General features: G+C 46.4%; 19 protein-coding genes and 1 tRNA gene. 12 read left to right on the top strand and 8 right to left on the bottom strand.

Annotation, left to right across the window (positions count from 1 at the left end):
* The first annotated feature begins 51 nt into the window (after window positions 1–51).
* A complete protein-coding gene (locus AB3G37_RS07375) occupies window positions 52–549 on the top strand; it encodes a DUF2165 family protein (protein ID WP_369790181.1) in 498 nt (165 codons plus the stop codon).
* A gap of 116 nt (window positions 550–665) precedes the next feature.
* On the opposite strand, the gene yajD is transcribed toward AB3G37_RS07375, so the two are convergent.
* Window positions 666–1,013, bottom strand: a complete 348-nt coding sequence (yajD, locus tag AB3G37_RS07380; protein ID WP_009636535.1) for an HNH nuclease YajD — start codon at window positions 1,011–1,013, stop codon at window positions 666–668.
* A 78-nt stretch (window positions 1,014–1,091) separates the two neighbouring features.
* Here yajD and AB3G37_RS07385 point away from each other — a divergent pair, with 78 nt between their 5' ends.
* From AB3G37_RS07385 to AB3G37_RS07395, 3 genes are all read left to right on the top strand, one after another.
* The gene (locus AB3G37_RS07385; protein ID WP_369790182.1) at window positions 1,092–1,355 is read left to right on the top strand and encodes a hypothetical protein; all 264 of its coding nucleotides are present in this window, start codon (window positions 1,092–1,094) and stop codon (window positions 1,353–1,355) included.
* Window positions 1,356–1,581: 226 nt separating this feature from the next.
* Window positions 1,582–1,857: a histidine phosphatase family protein gene (locus tag AB3G37_RS07390; RefSeq protein WP_369790183.1), complete on the top strand. Its 276-nt coding sequence runs from the start codon at window positions 1,582–1,584 to the stop codon at window positions 1,855–1,857.
* A gap of 272 nt (window positions 1,858–2,129) precedes the next feature.
* Window positions 2,130–2,708 carry a hypothetical protein gene (locus AB3G37_RS07395; RefSeq protein ID WP_369790184.1) on the top strand — a complete coding sequence of 193 codons (579 nt, stop codon included), beginning with the start codon at window positions 2,130–2,132 and terminating at the stop codon, window positions 2,706–2,708.
* 40 nt (window positions 2,709–2,748) lie between these two features.
* On the opposite strand, the gene AB3G37_RS07400 is transcribed toward AB3G37_RS07395, so the two are convergent.
* The gene (locus AB3G37_RS07400; RefSeq protein WP_369790185.1) at window positions 2,749–3,957 is read right to left on the bottom strand and encodes an MFS transporter; all 1,209 of its coding nucleotides are present in this window, start codon (window positions 3,955–3,957) and stop codon (window positions 2,749–2,751) included.
* 103 nt (window positions 3,958–4,060) lie between these two features.
* Between AB3G37_RS07400 and AB3G37_RS07405 the strand changes: the two genes are divergently transcribed.
* The 5 genes from AB3G37_RS07405 (at window position 4,061) to AB3G37_RS07425 (ending at window position 7,978) form a co-directional block, all read left to right on the top strand.
* Window positions 4,061–4,978 (top strand): LysR family transcriptional regulator, encoded by a 918-nt coding sequence (locus AB3G37_RS07405; protein WP_369790186.1) that lies wholly within the window; start codon window positions 4,061–4,063, stop codon window positions 4,976–4,978.
* 465 nt (window positions 4,979–5,443) lie between these two features.
* Window positions 5,444–5,887 carry a phage major tail tube protein gene (locus AB3G37_RS07410; protein ID WP_369790187.1) on the top strand — a complete coding sequence of 148 codons (444 nt, stop codon included), beginning with the start codon at window positions 5,444–5,446 and terminating at the stop codon, window positions 5,885–5,887.
* A 275-nt stretch (window positions 5,888–6,162) separates the two neighbouring features.
* On the top strand, window positions 6,163–6,579 hold the full coding sequence (locus AB3G37_RS07415; protein WP_369790188.1) for a hypothetical protein: 417 nt from the start codon (window positions 6,163–6,165) through the stop codon (window positions 6,577–6,579).
* The gene (locus AB3G37_RS07420) at window positions 6,564–7,295 is read left to right on the top strand and encodes a hypothetical protein (protein WP_369790189.1); all 732 of its coding nucleotides are present in this window, start codon (window positions 6,564–6,566) and stop codon (window positions 7,293–7,295) included. The genes AB3G37_RS07415 and AB3G37_RS07420 overlap by 16 nt, the downstream gene beginning before the upstream one ends.
* 473 nt (window positions 7,296–7,768) lie before the next feature.
* Complete coding sequence (locus AB3G37_RS07425) at window positions 7,769–7,978, top strand: hypothetical protein (RefSeq protein WP_369790190.1); 210 nt, start codon at window positions 7,769–7,771, stop codon at window positions 7,976–7,978.
* Between the two features lie 158 nt (window positions 7,979–8,136).
* Here the strand turns inward: AB3G37_RS07425 and AB3G37_RS07430 are convergent, their stop codons facing one another.
* The 4 genes from AB3G37_RS07430 to AB3G37_RS07445 form a co-directional block, all read right to left on the bottom strand.
* The gene (locus tag AB3G37_RS07430) at window positions 8,137–8,616 is read right to left on the bottom strand and encodes a GNAT family N-acetyltransferase (RefSeq protein WP_369790191.1); all 480 of its coding nucleotides are present in this window, start codon (window positions 8,614–8,616) and stop codon (window positions 8,137–8,139) included.
* A 948-nt stretch (window positions 8,617–9,564) separates the two neighbouring features.
* Window positions 9,565–9,641 (bottom strand) — tRNA-Pro (locus tag AB3G37_RS07435).
* A 76-nt stretch (window positions 9,642–9,717) separates the two neighbouring features.
* Entirely contained in the window at window positions 9,718–11,490 is a 1,773-nt protein-coding gene (yejM, locus tag AB3G37_RS07440; RefSeq protein WP_369790192.1) for an LPS biosynthesis-modulating metalloenzyme YejM, read from the bottom strand.
* A 24-nt stretch (window positions 11,491–11,514) separates the two neighbouring features.
* Window positions 11,515–11,742, bottom strand: coding sequence for a YejL family protein (locus AB3G37_RS07445; protein ID WP_009639385.1), 228 nt, complete (start codon window positions 11,740–11,742; stop codon window positions 11,515–11,517).
* A 209-nt stretch (window positions 11,743–11,951) separates the two neighbouring features.
* On the opposite strand from AB3G37_RS07445, the gene yejK reads away from it, so the two are divergent.
* On the top strand, window positions 11,952–12,962 hold the full coding sequence (gene yejK / locus AB3G37_RS07450; RefSeq protein WP_369790193.1) for a nucleoid-associated protein YejK: 1,011 nt from the start codon (window positions 11,952–11,954) through the stop codon (window positions 12,960–12,962).
* Between the two features lie 97 nt (window positions 12,963–13,059).
* On the opposite strand, the gene rplY is transcribed toward yejK, so the two are convergent.
* Together rplY and AB3G37_RS07460 are read right to left on the bottom strand one after the other, a co-directional pair.
* Entirely contained in the window at window positions 13,060–13,344 is a 285-nt protein-coding gene (gene rplY, locus AB3G37_RS07455) for a 50S ribosomal protein L25 (RefSeq protein ID WP_009638577.1), read from the bottom strand.
* A gap of 148 nt (window positions 13,345–13,492) precedes the next feature.
* On the bottom strand, window positions 13,493–15,262 hold the full coding sequence (locus AB3G37_RS07460; protein ID WP_369790194.1) for a DEAD/DEAH box helicase: 1,770 nt from the start codon (window positions 15,260–15,262) through the stop codon (window positions 13,493–13,495).
* Between the two features lie 319 nt (window positions 15,263–15,581).
* On the opposite strand from AB3G37_RS07460, the gene rsuA reads away from it, so the two are divergent.
* Both rsuA and AB3G37_RS07470 read left to right on the top strand, forming a co-directional pair.
* Complete coding sequence (gene rsuA, locus AB3G37_RS07465; protein WP_009638575.1) at window positions 15,582–16,286, top strand: 16S rRNA pseudouridine(516) synthase RsuA; 705 nt, start codon at window positions 15,582–15,584, stop codon at window positions 16,284–16,286.
* A gap of 42 nt (window positions 16,287–16,328) precedes the next feature.
* Window positions 16,329–17,552 carry a Bcr/CflA family multidrug efflux MFS transporter gene (locus AB3G37_RS07470; RefSeq protein WP_369790195.1) on the top strand — a complete coding sequence of 408 codons (1,224 nt, stop codon included), beginning with the start codon at window positions 16,329–16,331 and terminating at the stop codon, window positions 17,550–17,552.
* Window positions 17,553–17,601 lie beyond the last annotated feature (49 nt).

The raw sequence follows: 17,601 nt of genomic DNA on the forward strand, positions 1-17,601 counted from the left end.
CCGCAACTTGCACCTCTGGTGTACAGATTAACTTCATCAGGACTCATTAATATGATCATTCGCTTATCCAAAGCGCTGCTGGTGTGTGCGATTGCGCTGCTTGCCACGCTGGTAGCTTTTGGCAATATCACGGATTACGGCTCTAACTATGCCTTTGTGCGCCATGTCTTTATGATGGATACCATTTTTCCTGGCGCTACAATCACCTACCGTTCAATACAGTCTCCCTGGCTGCATCAAGCAGGTTACATTGCCATTATCACCTTGGAAAGCATGACTGCGCTGCTGTGTTGGGCTGGCGGGCTGCGTCTGGTTTGTGGTTTAAAACAATCTGCAGCGGTTTTCAACAGAACGAAAAAAATGGCGGTGGCTGGCCTGACACTCGGTTTTCTGACCTGGCAAGTCGGATTTATGTCAGTGGGCGGGGAATGGTTTGGCATGTGGATGTCACAACAATGGAACGGGGTGCCTAGTGCATTTCGTTTCTTCGTCACTATTATTCTGGTGCTGATTTATTTGGTACAGCGCGACGTCGAGCTGGACGAGTGAAAATGGAATCGGCCTGCGTTCTGGCACTCAACTCTGCCCGCTGAGGCTTCATCATATCAGTGTTGCCGGTCAGGGCTGTTGGAGCAGCCCTGTACTGAAAGCGGATGTTTCTAATCTTATTTCTTTTTAGTAATCATCGACTTTAAATCGGCAAACGGGTTATAGGTTGCCGCAGCAACATCTTTTTGCGCGTCCTCTCCCGCGACAACTGATGTGCCATATTGATCTGCTTCAGTGTACTTCGAGTGTTCATGATCATGACAATAGAGACACAATAACTCCCAGTTACTGCCGTCTTCCGGATTATTGTTATGATCGTGATCGATATGGTGGACTGTTAATTCGCGAAGATTTGAATAAACAAACTCACGCGAGCAGCGCCCACATACCCACGGATAGAGTTTTAATGCCTTTTCACGGTAGCCGCTTTCCAGCCGACTGTAGTTTTTTGGGATCTGGGCCATTGCCGATATTACCTGTCATTAATAGAAAATTTAGCATTTGATTTTAGCAGGCTAGCTTGCCTGACAGGGGATTACAAGATGCGTGCTAAATCCGCTATTGGGTTCGGCCTGAATGCCGTCAAGATTAAGGATTTCAAAGGCAGGGTCCGTGGCCTTGTAAGACCGCATCATGACCAACGTTCAACAGTTACTGGCCGCTTTACCAGCAGTCAGCGCAAAGCCAGCGAATCAGGGTTTGAACCAAAAGGGAATTTGCTGTCATCTCAAAGCTTTATTCATGGGGAATTCGGCCGGACTTGGAACGGAAAAAAGACGTTATTGATCTGCAACCCGCCGAACTAAAGAAGCTGAAATCAATATCTACGAACCGATGCTTAATATCATTGAAGATCACGCCTTCGCTGATGTCAGCTCTATTTTCCTGCATCACTTTGAATCTGATTTTAAAGGGTGGGTTAAGGCTCGTATCTCTGTGTGAGGCTTAATTGCATTTAACATTCTGCAATCCGGATGATACAAATGCGTTATTCGAGCGCGATGCAAATTATTGACCCTAGCCTGAGAGACATTGGCTCAGATTTCTCAGCGAATGATGCATTTCTTACATAATCAGCAAGAAGCTAAAGAATATCAGATTGTATATATTGTTTCTCATGGGCATGTTAGCCAGGGTGTTCTGGCACAGCTAAAAGAAGGAATTATCAATAGTTTTTCTCGCTATGCTCAACCAAACGCGAGTTATTATGTTTTTGAACTCGTTGACGGGAAATGTACAGGGCTTAAGTGCTTTCAGTTCACTCTTGAATCCTCATCCAAGCAGATGGGAGCTCAGCGCGATGCATGATAATGAAACCGAAAAAGAATTTTGGAGTCAGTTAATATGCTCTTGTAGAGTGTTGAATGAGGAAGCTACATAACGTGGAGGAGAATTAAATTATCGCTTTTCCACAATCGTAGAATAAAGTCTGCTTAAGCTCAAGACGGATATGATCAATACCATCTTTTGTAAATGAATAGTCAGCAGAGAAGTAAATGCACAGCATATTTTTGATTAAAAATATTACGGACTACATACTGATTACATCTAAACCTAAATCAGGAAAGGAAGGACGCATTATGACTTCACATTACCTTGTTGTAGGTGGGAGCGGGATGTTATCAGGGGTAGTTAAGGAATTGATTGAATGTGGAAATGTCGTTTCCATTGTATCCCGCGGAGACGAAAAGTTCCGCAAACTGTTTGAGGTTTTAGGCACAAAAAATTTTCATCATCTATCGTGTGATTATCACGACATTGAGAATCTTAAGATCCAATTAGAAAATCATACTGAAAGTACCGGACTCTTCGATTTTTCTTTATGCTGGGTGCATGAGCCATCAGAAATGAATGTCTTTTTGGTTGCTGTTGAATTCACTAAGAATTCACTCTGGCATGTTGTTGGAAGTTCTTTAGCAGATCCATCAAAGCCAGAGGAAATTAGTCATAAATTATCTTTTTTCCGTAAAAATTATCCCAACATTGAATACAAAATCATTATATTAGGCTTTGTTATAGATAAGAGATCGAATTTAAATAACTCAAGATGGTTATCAAATTTTGAAATATCTGATGGTGTAAACTCTGCGTTAAAAAATGATAAAACAGTCAATATCATAGGTACCACAGTTCCTTGGTCTCTTCGACCTAATTTCTGAACCACCAAATAGTGTAAATTTCAGGGTATGAAAGTCTATGCTAATCAATGATGAGATGATCCGGCGAGACATTTCGTTTAACCAGTTTCCTTTGCAGAATGAAAACGATGATTGGGAACCCTGATGCGGAAATTGCACATAGCGCCAATAATATGTTCACATTTTGTGGTGCCATGCCGTAATCGGGTAATAGAAAAGCGGACAGGAAAAATGCGACGGTGGTAATCATATACATTATCGATGTCTGTAATGAAAAAAATCCAGCTCGTTGCCTATCATCAGGATACTTAATAGATACTGCAGAAGATGAAACCAGACGACTGTAAGATGCACCGAGAAATAAAGTAATGAACAACGCCGCATGCTGATAGCCCAATAATGGTATTAGCAAACTCAATATAAAGACTATCGTTGACCCGATAGCCAGAATCAAAGCAGAAAAACGCGAGGTTAACACACCTGTCATTTTTGTAGACAGGTAACCTGTGACACCACCGCCGAAGAACAACCAAGGCAATAGGTCTTGCGAAGCGCCCAACCGCTGTGTCATTAAGGGTACCAGAAAAGGAATCACCAGCATTGGACTAAACTGTACAAGCGCATTACTGGAGGCGAACAGCAAAGTATCCACATCAATGGGCTGCGTGTGGAGCTTGTCGAAAGATATGGGTTCGTGGGGGATGATGGATACAATCAGTGGCAATGCTAACAAACACAGTATACTTATTATCCACAAAGCGACATGCCAACCATAATGCGTACACAAAAATAATATAATGGGCATTCCTATAATGCTTACCATCGAAAATGACGCAATTACCGTCGCCAACATTTTTCCGCGCACGTTAGTCGGTGCGTTGTTTATCAATATACTGATACCCACACCCATTGTCGTACCGCCAACCAACCCTGCACAGAATCGTAGTGTAAGCAGAAGACTAAAACTGGAGATAAATGTCGTAAAAAGCGTCAGTAGGCCTAAGAGTGCCATATTGGCTATTAAAAAATGTTTCTTATTGAAACGACCAATCCAGTAAAAGGCGATAATTCCCGAAAGGACGGCGCCCGATGTGTACATACCGGATACATAGCCTGAGAATGATACGGGAACGGCGAAATCTGCCGCCATAAAAGCAAAAATAGGGTTGAACATCATATATTCCAGCGCATTAGTGAACTGGATAAAAGCTATTGTAAAGGCTATCCGCATAAGGACTTTATGATTTAACGTCTTTGTGACCAATGGCATAGCAAGCAACCTGTAGATGAAAGATATCCCAGTCTAACTGCTAGCAGTGGTGTTCATTAGATGGTAAAAATGGCACTGATTAGTATCAAATATGGGATAGTTGATGCGGACGGCTCTTGATTTTAATACTCTGAAAGTGTTCATCGCTGTGGTTGAAAGAGAAAGTTTTGTTGGGGCATCGAAAGCCCTTGAAATGCCGACATCAAATGTGAGTCGTTGTATTTCTCAGTTAGAACAAAAACTGAATCTTCAGCTCATTGAGCGGAGCACCCGACATTTGAAACTCACTCAGGCGGGGCACCTACTCTATATCCGAGCGAAACCATTACTGGAGGCCCTTGAGCAAACTGAGACAGAATTAACCTTGCGGCAAATGCAATTCAAGGGACCACTACGTATCTGTATTCCCAATGAAGTAGGTCCTGCATTGCTGGGTTCTATTATTGCCGATTTTGCCTGTCAGTACCCTGACCTGGAGATCTGCTGTGTCACAAATTTGTCAGGTTTCGAATCCCTGCGAGATGATCTGGATTTAGCTATCATTATTATCCGTGGTCAGATGGATGACAGTGACTACGTAGCCCGTCATCTGGTTACTATCCCTTGCACCATTGTTGCAGCTCCCTCCGTCATTCAGCGTTATGGCACCCCTACACAGATCCAGCAATTTGAAGAATTACCCTGTATTACAACAGTAAGTGCACTGAAGGGCGCACCCTGGCAGTTTGTTAATACAAAGGGAGGATTCGAGACTATTAAGGTTAAAGGGTATTATCGAGTAAACAGTGGAGAGATGGCAGGACGAGCGGCGGTATCAGGTGTCGGTTTTGCCATCCTATCGAAACAAACCTGCCAGCCCTACATTAACGATGGACGGTTAATCGAGATTGAGTTTGAACAATCCGCAGCCCCATTGCAATTGTTCGCACTTTATTCAGATCGGCGTTACTTGCCCACTAAAACACGAGCGCTCATTGATTACATGCATCAGAAATTGAGTGATACATCCTTTGCAACATAAGGCAGTATTGAATAGCCACAGAGAGTCCACTTGGCGTAAAGAACCCCTAAACACTGAAGGTCCGCCCCTAACTCAAAGCTGCCAGTTAGCTTTTTCTTAACTTGTTCAAAGTTAGTCACCAATGACCCGATAAATATTCATATCCACTTAAAGGATCGCCATGGCCAACCCTTTAAAACTGGCCGCCTATCACTATGCGATCATAAGCTCGCTAAAAAACTGGCTTGGGTCTAGGATGCTGACACTTATCCTGAAAACGCCACCTAGCTGGTTACGCCAGCCGTTTTTCTTTGCATAGACAGCTGGCAGCCGAGCGCGACCTCTGAAGGTCAGATTAATGTTTCGTTAAATGCCTCTCTCTATATCGTAATCGGTCGTTCAAGTCATACAGAATAAAAGCCAGACATCTATATTCGCGCGACGGCAGCTGATATCACTCAGTGGCTCGACGGGCAGCAGTTCGGATTGACCTATTTAAAACCTGCAATTTTCGTCGGTGCCACCGAGGATATCCGCACCGGCGCGCAGGATGCTCCGACGCCTCACGATGACGGGATGGAGGCGCTGAGCTGCCAGATTAAGTTCTTCGGCATCGATACCGATATGCTGGCCAGCCTCGGATTTATCAGCGGCCGCCGACCGCGCTTCACGGCGTATGAAGGCTATCTTAGCAACGGCACCGCGCTGGGAACGATAGAAGAAATCGAAGGGTTTGTGCATAAGGTCACCCGTGACCCGCGAGGCAATCAGTCCATGGCCGAATGCGCGGTGACGGTTGATATCGCCATCAGTTATTATAAGCAGTCCCTTGAAGGTGTTGAACTGATCGAGATAGATACCGAGCGGTTTATCCGCCGAGTGAACGGGGTAGATCAGCTGGCTATGTTGGCGGCGAAAGTGCGGTTATGAAATGCCTTTCAATCTTGCTCTAAAAGAACGGACCATTGTACTTATCAATAATGTGACAAAGTTAGTGCTTATTAACGGCTGACACCTTGTATGGTAAGGGATTAAGCTTATTCACTAAGTGGAGTAATCAACTAACAGTAGAACTTTCTGGTTGCACTTTAGGCATGCAAGGGGTAGATTTATTGAACAGTTGACAATGGTGTCAATTTTTTTAAAGGTCTCACATGGGTGAGGCAAATGTCGGCTACACACGGTGTACTGGCTAAGGTGGGTACATGTTATATAGCCAAGCTAAAGCTAAGAATCAACGCTCTATCCAGACGATTCTTGATAACACGAGTGTTATTGATAGCTTTGTGTCGCGTTCATTTCCTGACACCGTTGAGGTTCGCAGGATGCTTAGCCGTACCCATAAAGAATCACAGCTTTTCATTGTAACGTTAAAAAGCGATCTCAATCGTGCGGCCGATACTACGGTCGTTAAACCATTTGCTGAGATTGTAATTCGTGGCGAGAAATTGCGTTTTACCGTTCAACCTAAGAACCAATACCCTGATTTGTCAGTGAGTAATGATGTATTGATTTCGATTGAGAACTCTGTTGCTAAGTTTATGGAAGATACTTTTGCTACTCAGGTCTATTCTAACGATGTTCGTAGCAAGGAGAGCTTTAAGGAATGTCACCGTCTTTAATTGGCGATAATTACGCTAAAGATTTATCGATGCTCCCGTCTTTCCCAGGCGGGAGTTTTGTTTCAAATACTATTAACTTTTTGTCCCCTGATGACGTAATTATTTACCGCCTTACTGAAACAACTTACGATGGCGCTGATTTCGATCATATTGCTGTAATAGAAGAATTAGGATTTCATTCGTCGGATTTTATATCTGATCACATCGATGAGCTTAGAGAAGATAACGTCGAGGATGAAATTATAGTCCAAACTATTTTAAACCTTGATATGGTTGACGATAGTTTGACGAAAATTGTAGCTAGATTTGCTTATGACAATTTTCTTTTCAAAAACAGAGACGATGAAGATGATTTAGGCAAACAGATACGAGGGGCATATGTTGGTCCTGAATATGCTGGCGCAGGTTTAGCAGGCCAAGTCTACAGACAACTCGCCATTCTTCACCGTCACCTTGTTTGTGATAATACTCAAACCACGTTTGGCGCAGCACTCTGGGCAGGAACTGTACGTAATGTTGCAGGTAGAGTCGATATTTATAATGCAGCATTAAATCAATATGTTGAAGAACTTGATAATGGAGCTATTGGTGTCAATGGTTGTGTGCCCTGGGATATAGGCAAGTTAAACCCCGGCAATTTAGGTAAATGGGCGCAATATCCTTTTAACGCAACAATCAACCATTGTTATTATCTCGTCCTTATTATCTCAGCTTAAAATATTTCTAACATAGCTCTCTAGTAGTATTGAATTTAATGAAAAATAATTAGATGAGATTCATTCAACACTGATATTTAGAATTATTTATCTTACAGGCTGCACTAACTCTGAAAATTGGTGTTTTTAGTGTTTTCGTAATTACTTATAAATTAATTGCTGTATGATCTTTGAACTGTGGCAAAATCTGCAGTCGGAATTAGCGTTCTGAAATCCCTTGATACCTAGCCCATTTAAGAACATCGGGTTATTATAGGTACGACCTGTTTCACCTCAATGGTGGCTCAGGCGGGGGCTCCGTAAGGAGCGCCGGTTTCCAAGGGGTCCGGTACGCTAACTCTGTCTGGGCTACCACCATCGGGATTAGCGCCTGATATGGTAGCCATTAAACAATCCCCTTGGAGCCAATTACATGTCTATCATCTTTACTATTCTGAAATCTCAATATGCTAATATACATCAGGCGGTGCCCCATGTCTGATGCAACACGTGAGGCTGTTGAATTAGCCGTTGAGCATTGCTGTTCATTATCTTCAGCAATTATTGAAGTAACACATCCATCGATTAAAGAGTCATTAACGTTTATCCTTCATGAGAAACTTAAAGTACTTTCAACGATGATGGATGACATTGTTATATTGGATGGCGATCCAAGTGAATCAAATATGGTCGAATGGCCCTAACTCTTACTGAATGTGACCTTTTAAATTTGATTAATAACACAGTGTGATTCATGTTTTCTATTTTAATATAGATGCTATTGTTTTTAATGAACTCATCAATTTTGAGAAAAACCCGTCCATCATTAATGCTCTCTGCGGCTTGATATATCATTTTACACTTACTTTGGAGTTATCCTGTGAGTCATGTTTATCCCTGTAATATCAAACCCTGTTTTTTTATATAGTCCGATAGCTGCTTGATTATCAGGCTCAACGCGTAATTTTAGTGTGACCATTTGCTTTTTTTCAAGCATTGCTATCACGTTATTCATCGCCTCATGGCCAATTTTTTTATTACGATATTCCGGGGATATGTAGAAATCCATTATAAATACCGATTGTTCTTCGGGATAATAAAGCAACCACATGTAACCGACTTGACAAGGGACATCGCTGAGTATTTTAGTTATACGGAGCAGGGAATTATTTTTTGCTAGTTGGTTGTCAGGAAAAGAGGTGTTGAATGTAGCATTCGCTTTTTGGTGCGCTTCTAACTGGCTGAACTGATGGTTTCTAATAAGATCCATCTGATATTCATTAACAAAGATGGTGCAATATTCCCCAATTTCACTTCCAGTGCATTCTTTTAGAGATAACATTCCTATACCTCATCCCAAATGTTGACTATAAAGAATATGTGTAAAAACTTCAATTATTCATAATTTGTAATAAGTTATCACTTTAGAACTTCTTATACTAATCAAAATTTCATAAAAAACAGGAGGATCATACTATTCCATAAAAAATAAAAATGGAATTAAATTCCATAAAGGTATTAATAAGCAAATTTGCAACGTAAGTCTTAAGAATAAAGAGAACAAAAATAATATTTTATCTCAAATGAAATGATATCTTGAAATCAGTTTTTTTGCATAAAAACTCGCAACGAATGCAAAATATGACATTGATTTGTAAGGGTAAATAGATTGGCTCACAATAAATGAGCCCGCGAAACAGGATGAGCTATCGTACATTGCTATCCGTAATGAATACGTTCACTTTGTCATAAATTTTGCCCTTAGTGAGTTCTCCTTTTCGGGAAAGAATGATTACGCCGATTTTCTTGCGGTGGACACCCGACTTAAGATCCCTCCATTAAATAACGCCAGCTAGTTTTGTGCAACCCGTGTTTGATTGTGGTCATTCTGGTGATCCTGAAAGAAAGGGAATTCAGGTTTAGCTTTCTTATTAGCCAATTACTGGCAAAGGCGATCCCTGTCAGAGGGGCCGGACCCCCAATTGGTTTACCGGCGCATTGCACCGAATTAACACCACCGGGAGCTAAGAAGTTGACTGTAGGGAAGATGGCTTATGGTCGAAGACTACGCGGCACGACGGTATATAGCATCGAGACCGGTCAGCCGGTTTACATAGACCTACAGAAGCGGAAAATACGCTCCGTAAAGTAGCAAAAAAACCTCTCGAAATTGGAATCCAAAAACCGATTCTGAGGTCGATTTTTGAGGGGGTTTTTCCCCAGTTATTCCCCACGCCAATCCCACAAACAAAAAAACCAACCCTAAGAGGTTGGTTTTAATGGGAATTTTTGGTCGGCATGAGAGGATTCGAACCTCCGACCCCGGACACCCCATGACCGTGCGCTACCAGGCTGCGCTACATGCCGACGCTGTTTAAACAGTCTACTCATCTCGGTAATGAAATCAATACGCTACCATAATGAGTGCTTTATTTTTAAGCAGTTAGTTGGCGACGAAGCGTTTTTGATCGGTCAATACCTGTAGCAATAATCCCAACTCAGGTTTCTGATCTTTCAGCTCATTACCGTGACTGTCATAGGCGTGGTAATTACCATCGTGATCCAGTTTGATAGTTTGTGTTGGGGTGGTAATGACTAACGCGCCATCATTACTGGTGCTAGTTACCCAGTTATTGCTTCGGCGTGCGGCAAACAGGTCTTCACCCTGTGAGTAATCGGACGGCGACGTGCTTACGTGCAGCAGCCGTTGCATCAGAGTCGCCATCACGTCTTCGTGGGAGGTTAACTTAATCACATTTTGCGCTGGCGTACCGGGCCAATGAATGATGAGCGGAACTTTAACATGCTGCTCATCCATCTGATTTTGTTCTGGATTAAGATCGATACCTTTTGAAGCAGTTATGACTACAACCGTGTTATTCAACATGCCTTTGGCTTGCAGATTCTTCAGCACTTCGGCAATTTGCCCGTCAACTTCGCTGGCGCCTTGTTGATAACGTCGATTAATTACCGCCGCAGAAGGTTGTCTGCCGTCTTTACCGATCGTGGTTGCCTCGGAAGTGCCGTCGAAACTCAGATATGAGAACCATGGGCGAGGGCCGCGAGTATTAAGCCACTGCTGCCATTGTTGCGTAGTCTGCTGGTCGCTTTGGCGTGCAGCTGGCGGCAGTGAGAAGTCAGACAATAGCGCCTGACGATACAACGTGCTGTTAAAGCCGTTGGATGCAAACAGACCAAATTCATAGTTCTGCTGGGCGAGGGCAGTCATTAATGCCGACGGCTTACGAGAGGTAATAATTCCTTCAAGATAAGTCGGCGAGATACCATAGAACAGGCCAAACAAACCGGTGTCATTTTTGTTACCCGAACTCAAATGATCGGCAAAATTAACATTGGTGCTGGCAAACTGTTTTAGCTGTGGCATGTCTTTAGCGACAGAATCGGCATTCAAACCTCCCACCACAATCATCAGCAGGTTCAGGTTGCTGCCTTTATCGCGGAAGCTGATCGAGTTCAGCGGATATTCCACTGAAATTGCGTCCGGATCGCCTTGTTCTATAAGTCGTTGTTGATACGCCTGGGCATCAAGCAGCCCGTGTTTTTCGAGGAATTTACGCGCAGTCATTGGATATGACAGCGGTAAATTAGAACGTTGCATAGTAATCGGGCGATAGAAGTTGGCATCGGCCCAGATATACATCAGATGTGACGCAATGAAGCAGCAAATAAATATTGCTACCAGCGGCTTGGCGAAGCTTTGCCGACTCAGACTGCGCAACTTCTGCCAGGCCCAGGTGCCAAAAAGCATCTCGACCAGGAAAATAATTGGCACCGCGATGAACATCAACTGCCAGTCGCGAGCTAAATCTGCCTGCCCGGGGTTAACCACCAGCTCCCACACCACGGGATTAATATGCAAATGGAAACGGGTAAATACCTCGGTATCCACCAGCAGCAAGGTTAATCCGGCGGTGGCAAGGATAGCAGACAGGAACCTCAGCAATCGCTGCGACATCACCACAAAAGTCAGCGGGAAGATAATCAGCAGATAGACAGCGAAGCCGACGAAACTGAAATGCCCCAGCAAACTGACCAGCGCGTAAATCCTACCTTCGAGGGAGGAGGGCCAGTCAGAAACAAATAGATAACGGCTACCGAGTCCAAGACTAAGCAGAATATTGAATAAGGCGAACCAGTGCCCCCAGCTAACCATCTGGGATACTTTTTCGCGATAGCGCTGGCTATTTGTCACCATAAGAAGGCTTTGCTGAGTGTTAAATTAATGGGCTTTGTCTTCTCTTATAGATGCCTGCAGGGCATCGGCGAACGAACGTCCCAGAGTTTTGCGCTGAGCAGGTGCAACGCTGGTATTGATCAGGTTGGTCACCATGTTGCCTAAAACCATCAAAGAAAGATCGGTTGGGGCGCGGTGTTTTTCCAGAACGGTGGCTAACTCAGACAGCAGTTGCTCAACTTGTTCGTCACTGTAACGAGATGATTGTGGCATAGATTATTGTGCTCAAAGCTTTACAAAGTCCAATATCTTAACTTATCACGAGGTGAGTTTCCGCTTTTTTATAATGTTAATAACGCATGGTTATTGTCTGAGCTTGTTAACAGAGATTTCAAAGGGCTAGCTTAACGCTTGCAGAGAGTACTCTTCGGTGTTGGAATACGCGGCGCAGGGGAACCCCTAAATGAACAGGAGAAAGTCACATGAGTCTGGATATCGAGCAGATTGCTCTGCACCAGTTGAACAAACGCGACGAGCAAACGCTGGATGTTGTGTTGCGCGATACCCTTTTAACCCCAAACGCGGCGGTTGAAGAGATGATGGCCGAGCTGCATCGGGTTTACAGCGCCAAGAGCAAGGCTTACGGCCTGTTTAGCGAAGATAGCGAGCTGGCGACAGCGTTACGCGGCTGTCGCAAGGGCGATGAAGATTTTCTTGGCTTCAGCCGTGCAGCAACTGGCCGTCTGCGTGATGAACTGGCTAAGTATCCGTTTGCCGAGGGTGGCGTGGTCCTGTTCTGCCATTACCGTTTTCTGGCGGTAGAGTATTTGCTGGTGGCGGTTTTGACCAGTCGCAGCAGCATGCGGGTTAATGAGCAGCTCGATGTCAGCAGCATCCATTATCTGGATATTAATCATGCTGATATCGTCGCACGTATTGACCTGACCGAATGGGAAACCAATCCTGAGTCAACGCGTTACCTGACTTTTCTTAAAGGCAGAGTCGGCCGCAAGGTTGCAGATTTCTTTATGGATTTCCTGGGCGCGGCGGAAGGTCTGGATACCAAGGCGCAAAACCGTGGCCTGTTGCAGGCGGTTGACGATTACTGTACCGAAGCGCAGCTGGATAAAAACGAGCGTCAGAACTATCGTCAGCAGGTTTACACCTATTGCAACGACCAATTACAGGCGGGTGAAGAGATTGAACTGCAAGAGTTAGCGCAGGAGCTTCCACCGCTGGGCGATAAAGACTTTAAACAGTTTTCAACCGATCAGGGCTATGAGCTTGAAGAGAGTTTCCCGGCCGATCGCAGCACGCTGCGTCAATTAACCAAGTTTGCTGGCAGCGGTGGCGGCTTGAGCATTAATTTCGACGCGCTGCTGATGGGGGAAAGAATTTTCTGGGATCCCGCTACCGATACATTGACTATCAAAGGTACGCCGCCAAACCTGCGCGATCAGTTACAGCGCCGTTCAGGCAGTGGCAACAGCTGAATTTTACTGAACGCTAGCCAATAAAAAACGCCGCATTATGCGGCGTTTTTTATTGTTCTCGCTTAGGCGTCCCTAGGCGCATCTGCTCAGTTTGCGATTAAACGCGAACGAAGTCGATGTGAGCCAGTTTTGGCTTGAACGGGTGACGCTGTACAGATTGAACTTTAACTTTGGTTTCTTTACCGTCGATAACCAGAGTAATTACATCGCTGTAAAATTCCGCTTTCAGTTCCTGGTTCTTTACAGAGTCATGGTCCAACTCGATAGAAACAGGTTCAGCAGAGCCACCGTAAACGATAGCTGGGAATTTGTTTGCTGCGCGCAGGCGGCGGCTCGCACCCTTACCCTGCGCAGTACGTACTTGTGCATTAATAGTAGTCATGATTTTTCTCTTAAAAAGAAAATTACTGTTACAGGCGACCCAGCAACAGGTGATAGATCTTCGCTCCGCACATGGCGAAAGCGGGCGGTATGTTACCGAAGTATCGCCTGTACGGCAAATGATTAATCCCTGAGAATGCCTTAAATCGTTAGCCGCGTAGCTCGTAAGCGCGGCGAAAACGCCCCTGATAGTCAAAGATCTTCTCGCGGATCTGCCAGAAGCGGCCCTTCATGCGAGCGACCACAAAATCAGGATGCCGAAGCAGGGCCTGCTGCGCGATGATATCGGCGGCAGTTTTCCACACCAGCTCAATACCCGGCGCACGCTGGTGCGGGCGCATGAAGCTATGTAAAAAGGCAGTGCGCTGGGCCGGAGTTTGCAAACGATATCTTTCGCTGGCACTGGCTCCGTCCTCATCGTAATAGGTGATTTTCAGCCATTCGCCTTTATCATCCTGACCGGTTTCCAGATTCATTCCACCGCAGCGCAGCACTAGCGCATCTTTCAACTTTTGCGCAGCCTTGAGCATGTCGTCGGGATCGACCAGAACTTCCTGACACTGATGACAGCGCCTGGCTGCGATATCGTTTTCTGCACCGCAGTGCGGACAGCTTTTGAAGCGGAATCTGAAATCACACTGCTCGCGATTGTCATCATCGTCTTCAAGAACGCCCTGACAGCGGCGGCCAAAATGTTCAATAACCGTGCCATCTTCAGTAGTTTTGCCCCAGAAAATATTGGCAAAGCCGCAGGCGGGGCAAAACACTTGCACCGGTTTATTATCGCTATTCGGCTTGTGACTGCCCACTTCGGGGGTGAACAGGTCGTGCGGGTTGCCAGCGTAGTCGAGAATTAGGCAGTCAGTTTTATCTGCTGCCAGTCGCAGGCCACGCCCGACAATCTGCTGATACAGGCTAACCGATTCGGTAGGGCGTAAAATAGCAATCAAATCAACGTGTGGCGCGTCGAAGCCGGTGGTCAGCACCGAAACGTTAACCAGATAGCGCAGCTGCTGTTGTTTAAACGCGTTTATCAGCCGATCTCGATCCTGCGCCGAAGTCTGGGCACTGACCAGCGCCGTCTCGCCAGCGGGAAGCAGTTTGAACACTTCCCCGGCATGTTCTACCGTCGAGCAGAAAATCATCACTCCTTTGCGGTCGTTGGCAAAATCGATGATTTGATTAACAATGTGCGGCGTAATGCGCGCCTGCCGACGCAGCTCATCGTTAAGATCCGCCTCGGCGAACAGCCCGCTGCCATTGGGTTGCAGGCGGCTGAAATCGTATTGCACCACGGGCATATCCAGCCGTTCTGGCGGCACCAGAAACTTATGCTTAATCATGTAGCGCAGCGGCAGCTCGTAGATGCAGTCGCGGAACAGGCTTTTTTCATCGCCGCGCACCATGCCCTGATAGTGGTACTGATAAATCCAGCCTTTGCCGAGACGATAGGGCGTCGCGGTCAGTCCCAACAGGCGTAAGCGCGGATTCTGGGTGCGAAGATGGGCGATAATCTGCTGATATTGGCTTTTGTCGTCGTCGCTGATGCGGTGACATTCATCAATGATTAGCAGCGAGAAGGCGCTATCGAACTTGTCGAGATTAGGCGCCACCGACTGCACGCTGCCGAAGACTACCTTGCCTTCACTTTGCTTGATGTTCAGCCCGGCGGCGAAAATATCGGCCTGCAAACCGTATGACAGATATTTTGAATGATTCTGCGCCACCAGCTCCTTAACGTGAGCAAGCACCAATACGCGCCCGCGAGCCACTCTTGCCAGCTCGGCAATAACCAGACTTTTCCCCGCACCGGTAGGCAGTACGATCACCGCTGGCTCGTCATATTTGCGAAAATGGCGCAACGTGGCGTCGACGGCTTCTTGCTGATAGGGGCGAAGAGTAAAGGGGAGTGCTTGCATGAAGAACCCGAAACTTACCTGTTGATAATTACAGGTTATCAGTATGCCAACATTTATCGCCTAACGCGAACCTGGGCGATGTCACTCAACGTGAAAATTTAGTCTGCTAACTTTTACAGATAGACGCGACAATGCCTGCCAAGGCCCGCTATAATGACGGCTCTAAACGGCGGGCCGACTGCCGCTCTAAATTCACTAACTCTGAATTCATTAAACAATACCTTACACCCTGCGGTTGCAGCGTTATGCAGCGGCGGGGTGTTGTATTTTATTAAAGCGCGGGCAACTTCCGCTCGCCAGCAAAGGCTAAGTAGATTCAATGCGATTGGACAAGTTTTTATCTCAACAGTTAGGCGTAAGCCGTGCGCTAGTGGCGCGCGAACTGCGTGCAAAGCGCGTTACCGTAGACGGCGAAGTGGTCAAGAGTGGTTCGTTAAAACTGACCCCGGAAATGTCCGTTGAGTTTGACGGCAACGTGCTGGAGCAGATCACCGGTTTTCGTTATTTCATGTTGAACAAACCGCAGGGCTACGTTTGCTCAACCGATGACCCGGATCATCCTACCGTACTGTATTTCCTCGAAGAACCGGTTGCTTACAAGCTCCATGCCGCGGGCCGTCTGGATATCGACACCACCGGACTGGTTCTTATGACCGACGACGGTCAGTGGTCACACCGCATCACCTCGCCAAAGCATCATTGCGAAAAAACCTATCTGGTGACGCTGGAGCTGCCGCTGGCTGAAGATACCGCCGCCCAGTTTACCGCTGGCGTTCAACTGCATAATGAAGATTCACTGACCAAGCCTGCCGTTCTTGAGCAGTTGAGCGAACACGTTGTGCGTTTGACTATCAGTGAAGGCCGCTATCATCAGGTTAAGCGCATGTTTGCCGCCGTGGGTAACCGCGTTGTCGAGCTGCATCGCGAACGCATTGGCGAGATAGTGATGGATGAAGACCTGGAGCCAGGTGAATATCGTCAATTAACTGAAGAAGAAATCGCCAGCGTAGTTGTACCGCGCTAGTTTTTAATCACAGGTTTTTCTAGCTAACAGGAGCTGTAAAAAGTGCAAGAACCCCGGACATCCCACTTAGGTCTGATCCTGATATTGGGACTGTTGTCGATGTTGATGCCGCTGGCGATCGACATGTATCTGCCGAGTATGCCGATGATTGCCCAAGAGTTTGGTGTTCCGGCTGGCAAGGTACAAATGACGCTAAGTGCTTATGTGCTGGGTTTTGCTATTGGCCAGCTTTTTTATGGTCCGATGGCCGACAGTCTGGGACGTAAACCGGTGATTTTCTGGGGCGTGCTGGTGTTTGCCATCGCGGCGGCGGCCTGTGCGCTGTCCAACTCCGTTGAGCAGTTGGTCAATATGCGCTTTCTGCATGGCCTTGCAGCAGCAGCGGGCAGCGTGGTGATCAACGCCCTGATGCGCGATATGTTCACCAAAGACGAATTCTCGCGAATGATGTCTTTTGTGGTGCTGGTAATGACCGTGGCGCCTTTGCTGGCCCCTATGCTCGGCGGTGCGCTGATGCTGTGGTTCAGCTGGCACGCCATTTTCTGGGCGATGGCGATTGCGGCCCTGATTGCTGCGGTGCTGGTGGCGGTATTCATAAAAGAAACGCTGCCCAAAGAGCGCAGGCAGCGTTTTCACATGCGCACCAGTCTGGGCAACTTTGCTTCGCTGTTTCGACATAAACGCGTGCTGAGCTACATGCTGGCCAGCGGCTTTTCTTTTGCCGGTATGTTCTCGTTTCTGAGCGCCGGGCCTTTTGTTTATATCCAGCTTAACGGCGTGTCGCCGCAGAACTTTGGCTTCTATTTCGCACTGAATGTGGTGTTCCTGGTAGTACTGACCTTTATCAACAGCCGTAATGTGCGTCGGATGGGGGCGGTAAAAATGTTCCGTCTTGGACTGATGATTCAGCTGGCGATGGGGCTATGGCTGCTGGTGGTGCTCGCCTTCGGCCTTGGATTCTGGGCGTTGGTGCTGGGTGTAGCGGGTTATGTGGGCTGTATCGCGATGGTAACGTCCAATGCGATGGCGGTGATTATGGATGACTTCCCGCATATGGCTGGCACGGCGGCATCTTTGGCAGGAACGATCCGCTTTGGTACCGGTGCGTTGGTAGGCTCGCTTTTGTCGATGTTCCCGGCACACAGCGCATGGCCGATGGTCGGTTCGATGGCGTTCTGTATCATTGCTTCCGTCGCGCTGTATTTGTATGCCAGCAGGCCGTCCAGGGTTGCTGCCACCGAGGCGAGTTCCGCTGCGGCTGAATAACGCCGCAAGCTGTCGTTCTCAAGATACGAAAAGGCCAGTGATTAACACT

The sequence above is a fragment of the Rouxiella sp. WC2420 genome (assembly GCF_041200025.1).
Classification (GTDB): domain Bacteria; phylum Pseudomonadota; class Gammaproteobacteria; order Enterobacterales; family Enterobacteriaceae; genus Rouxiella.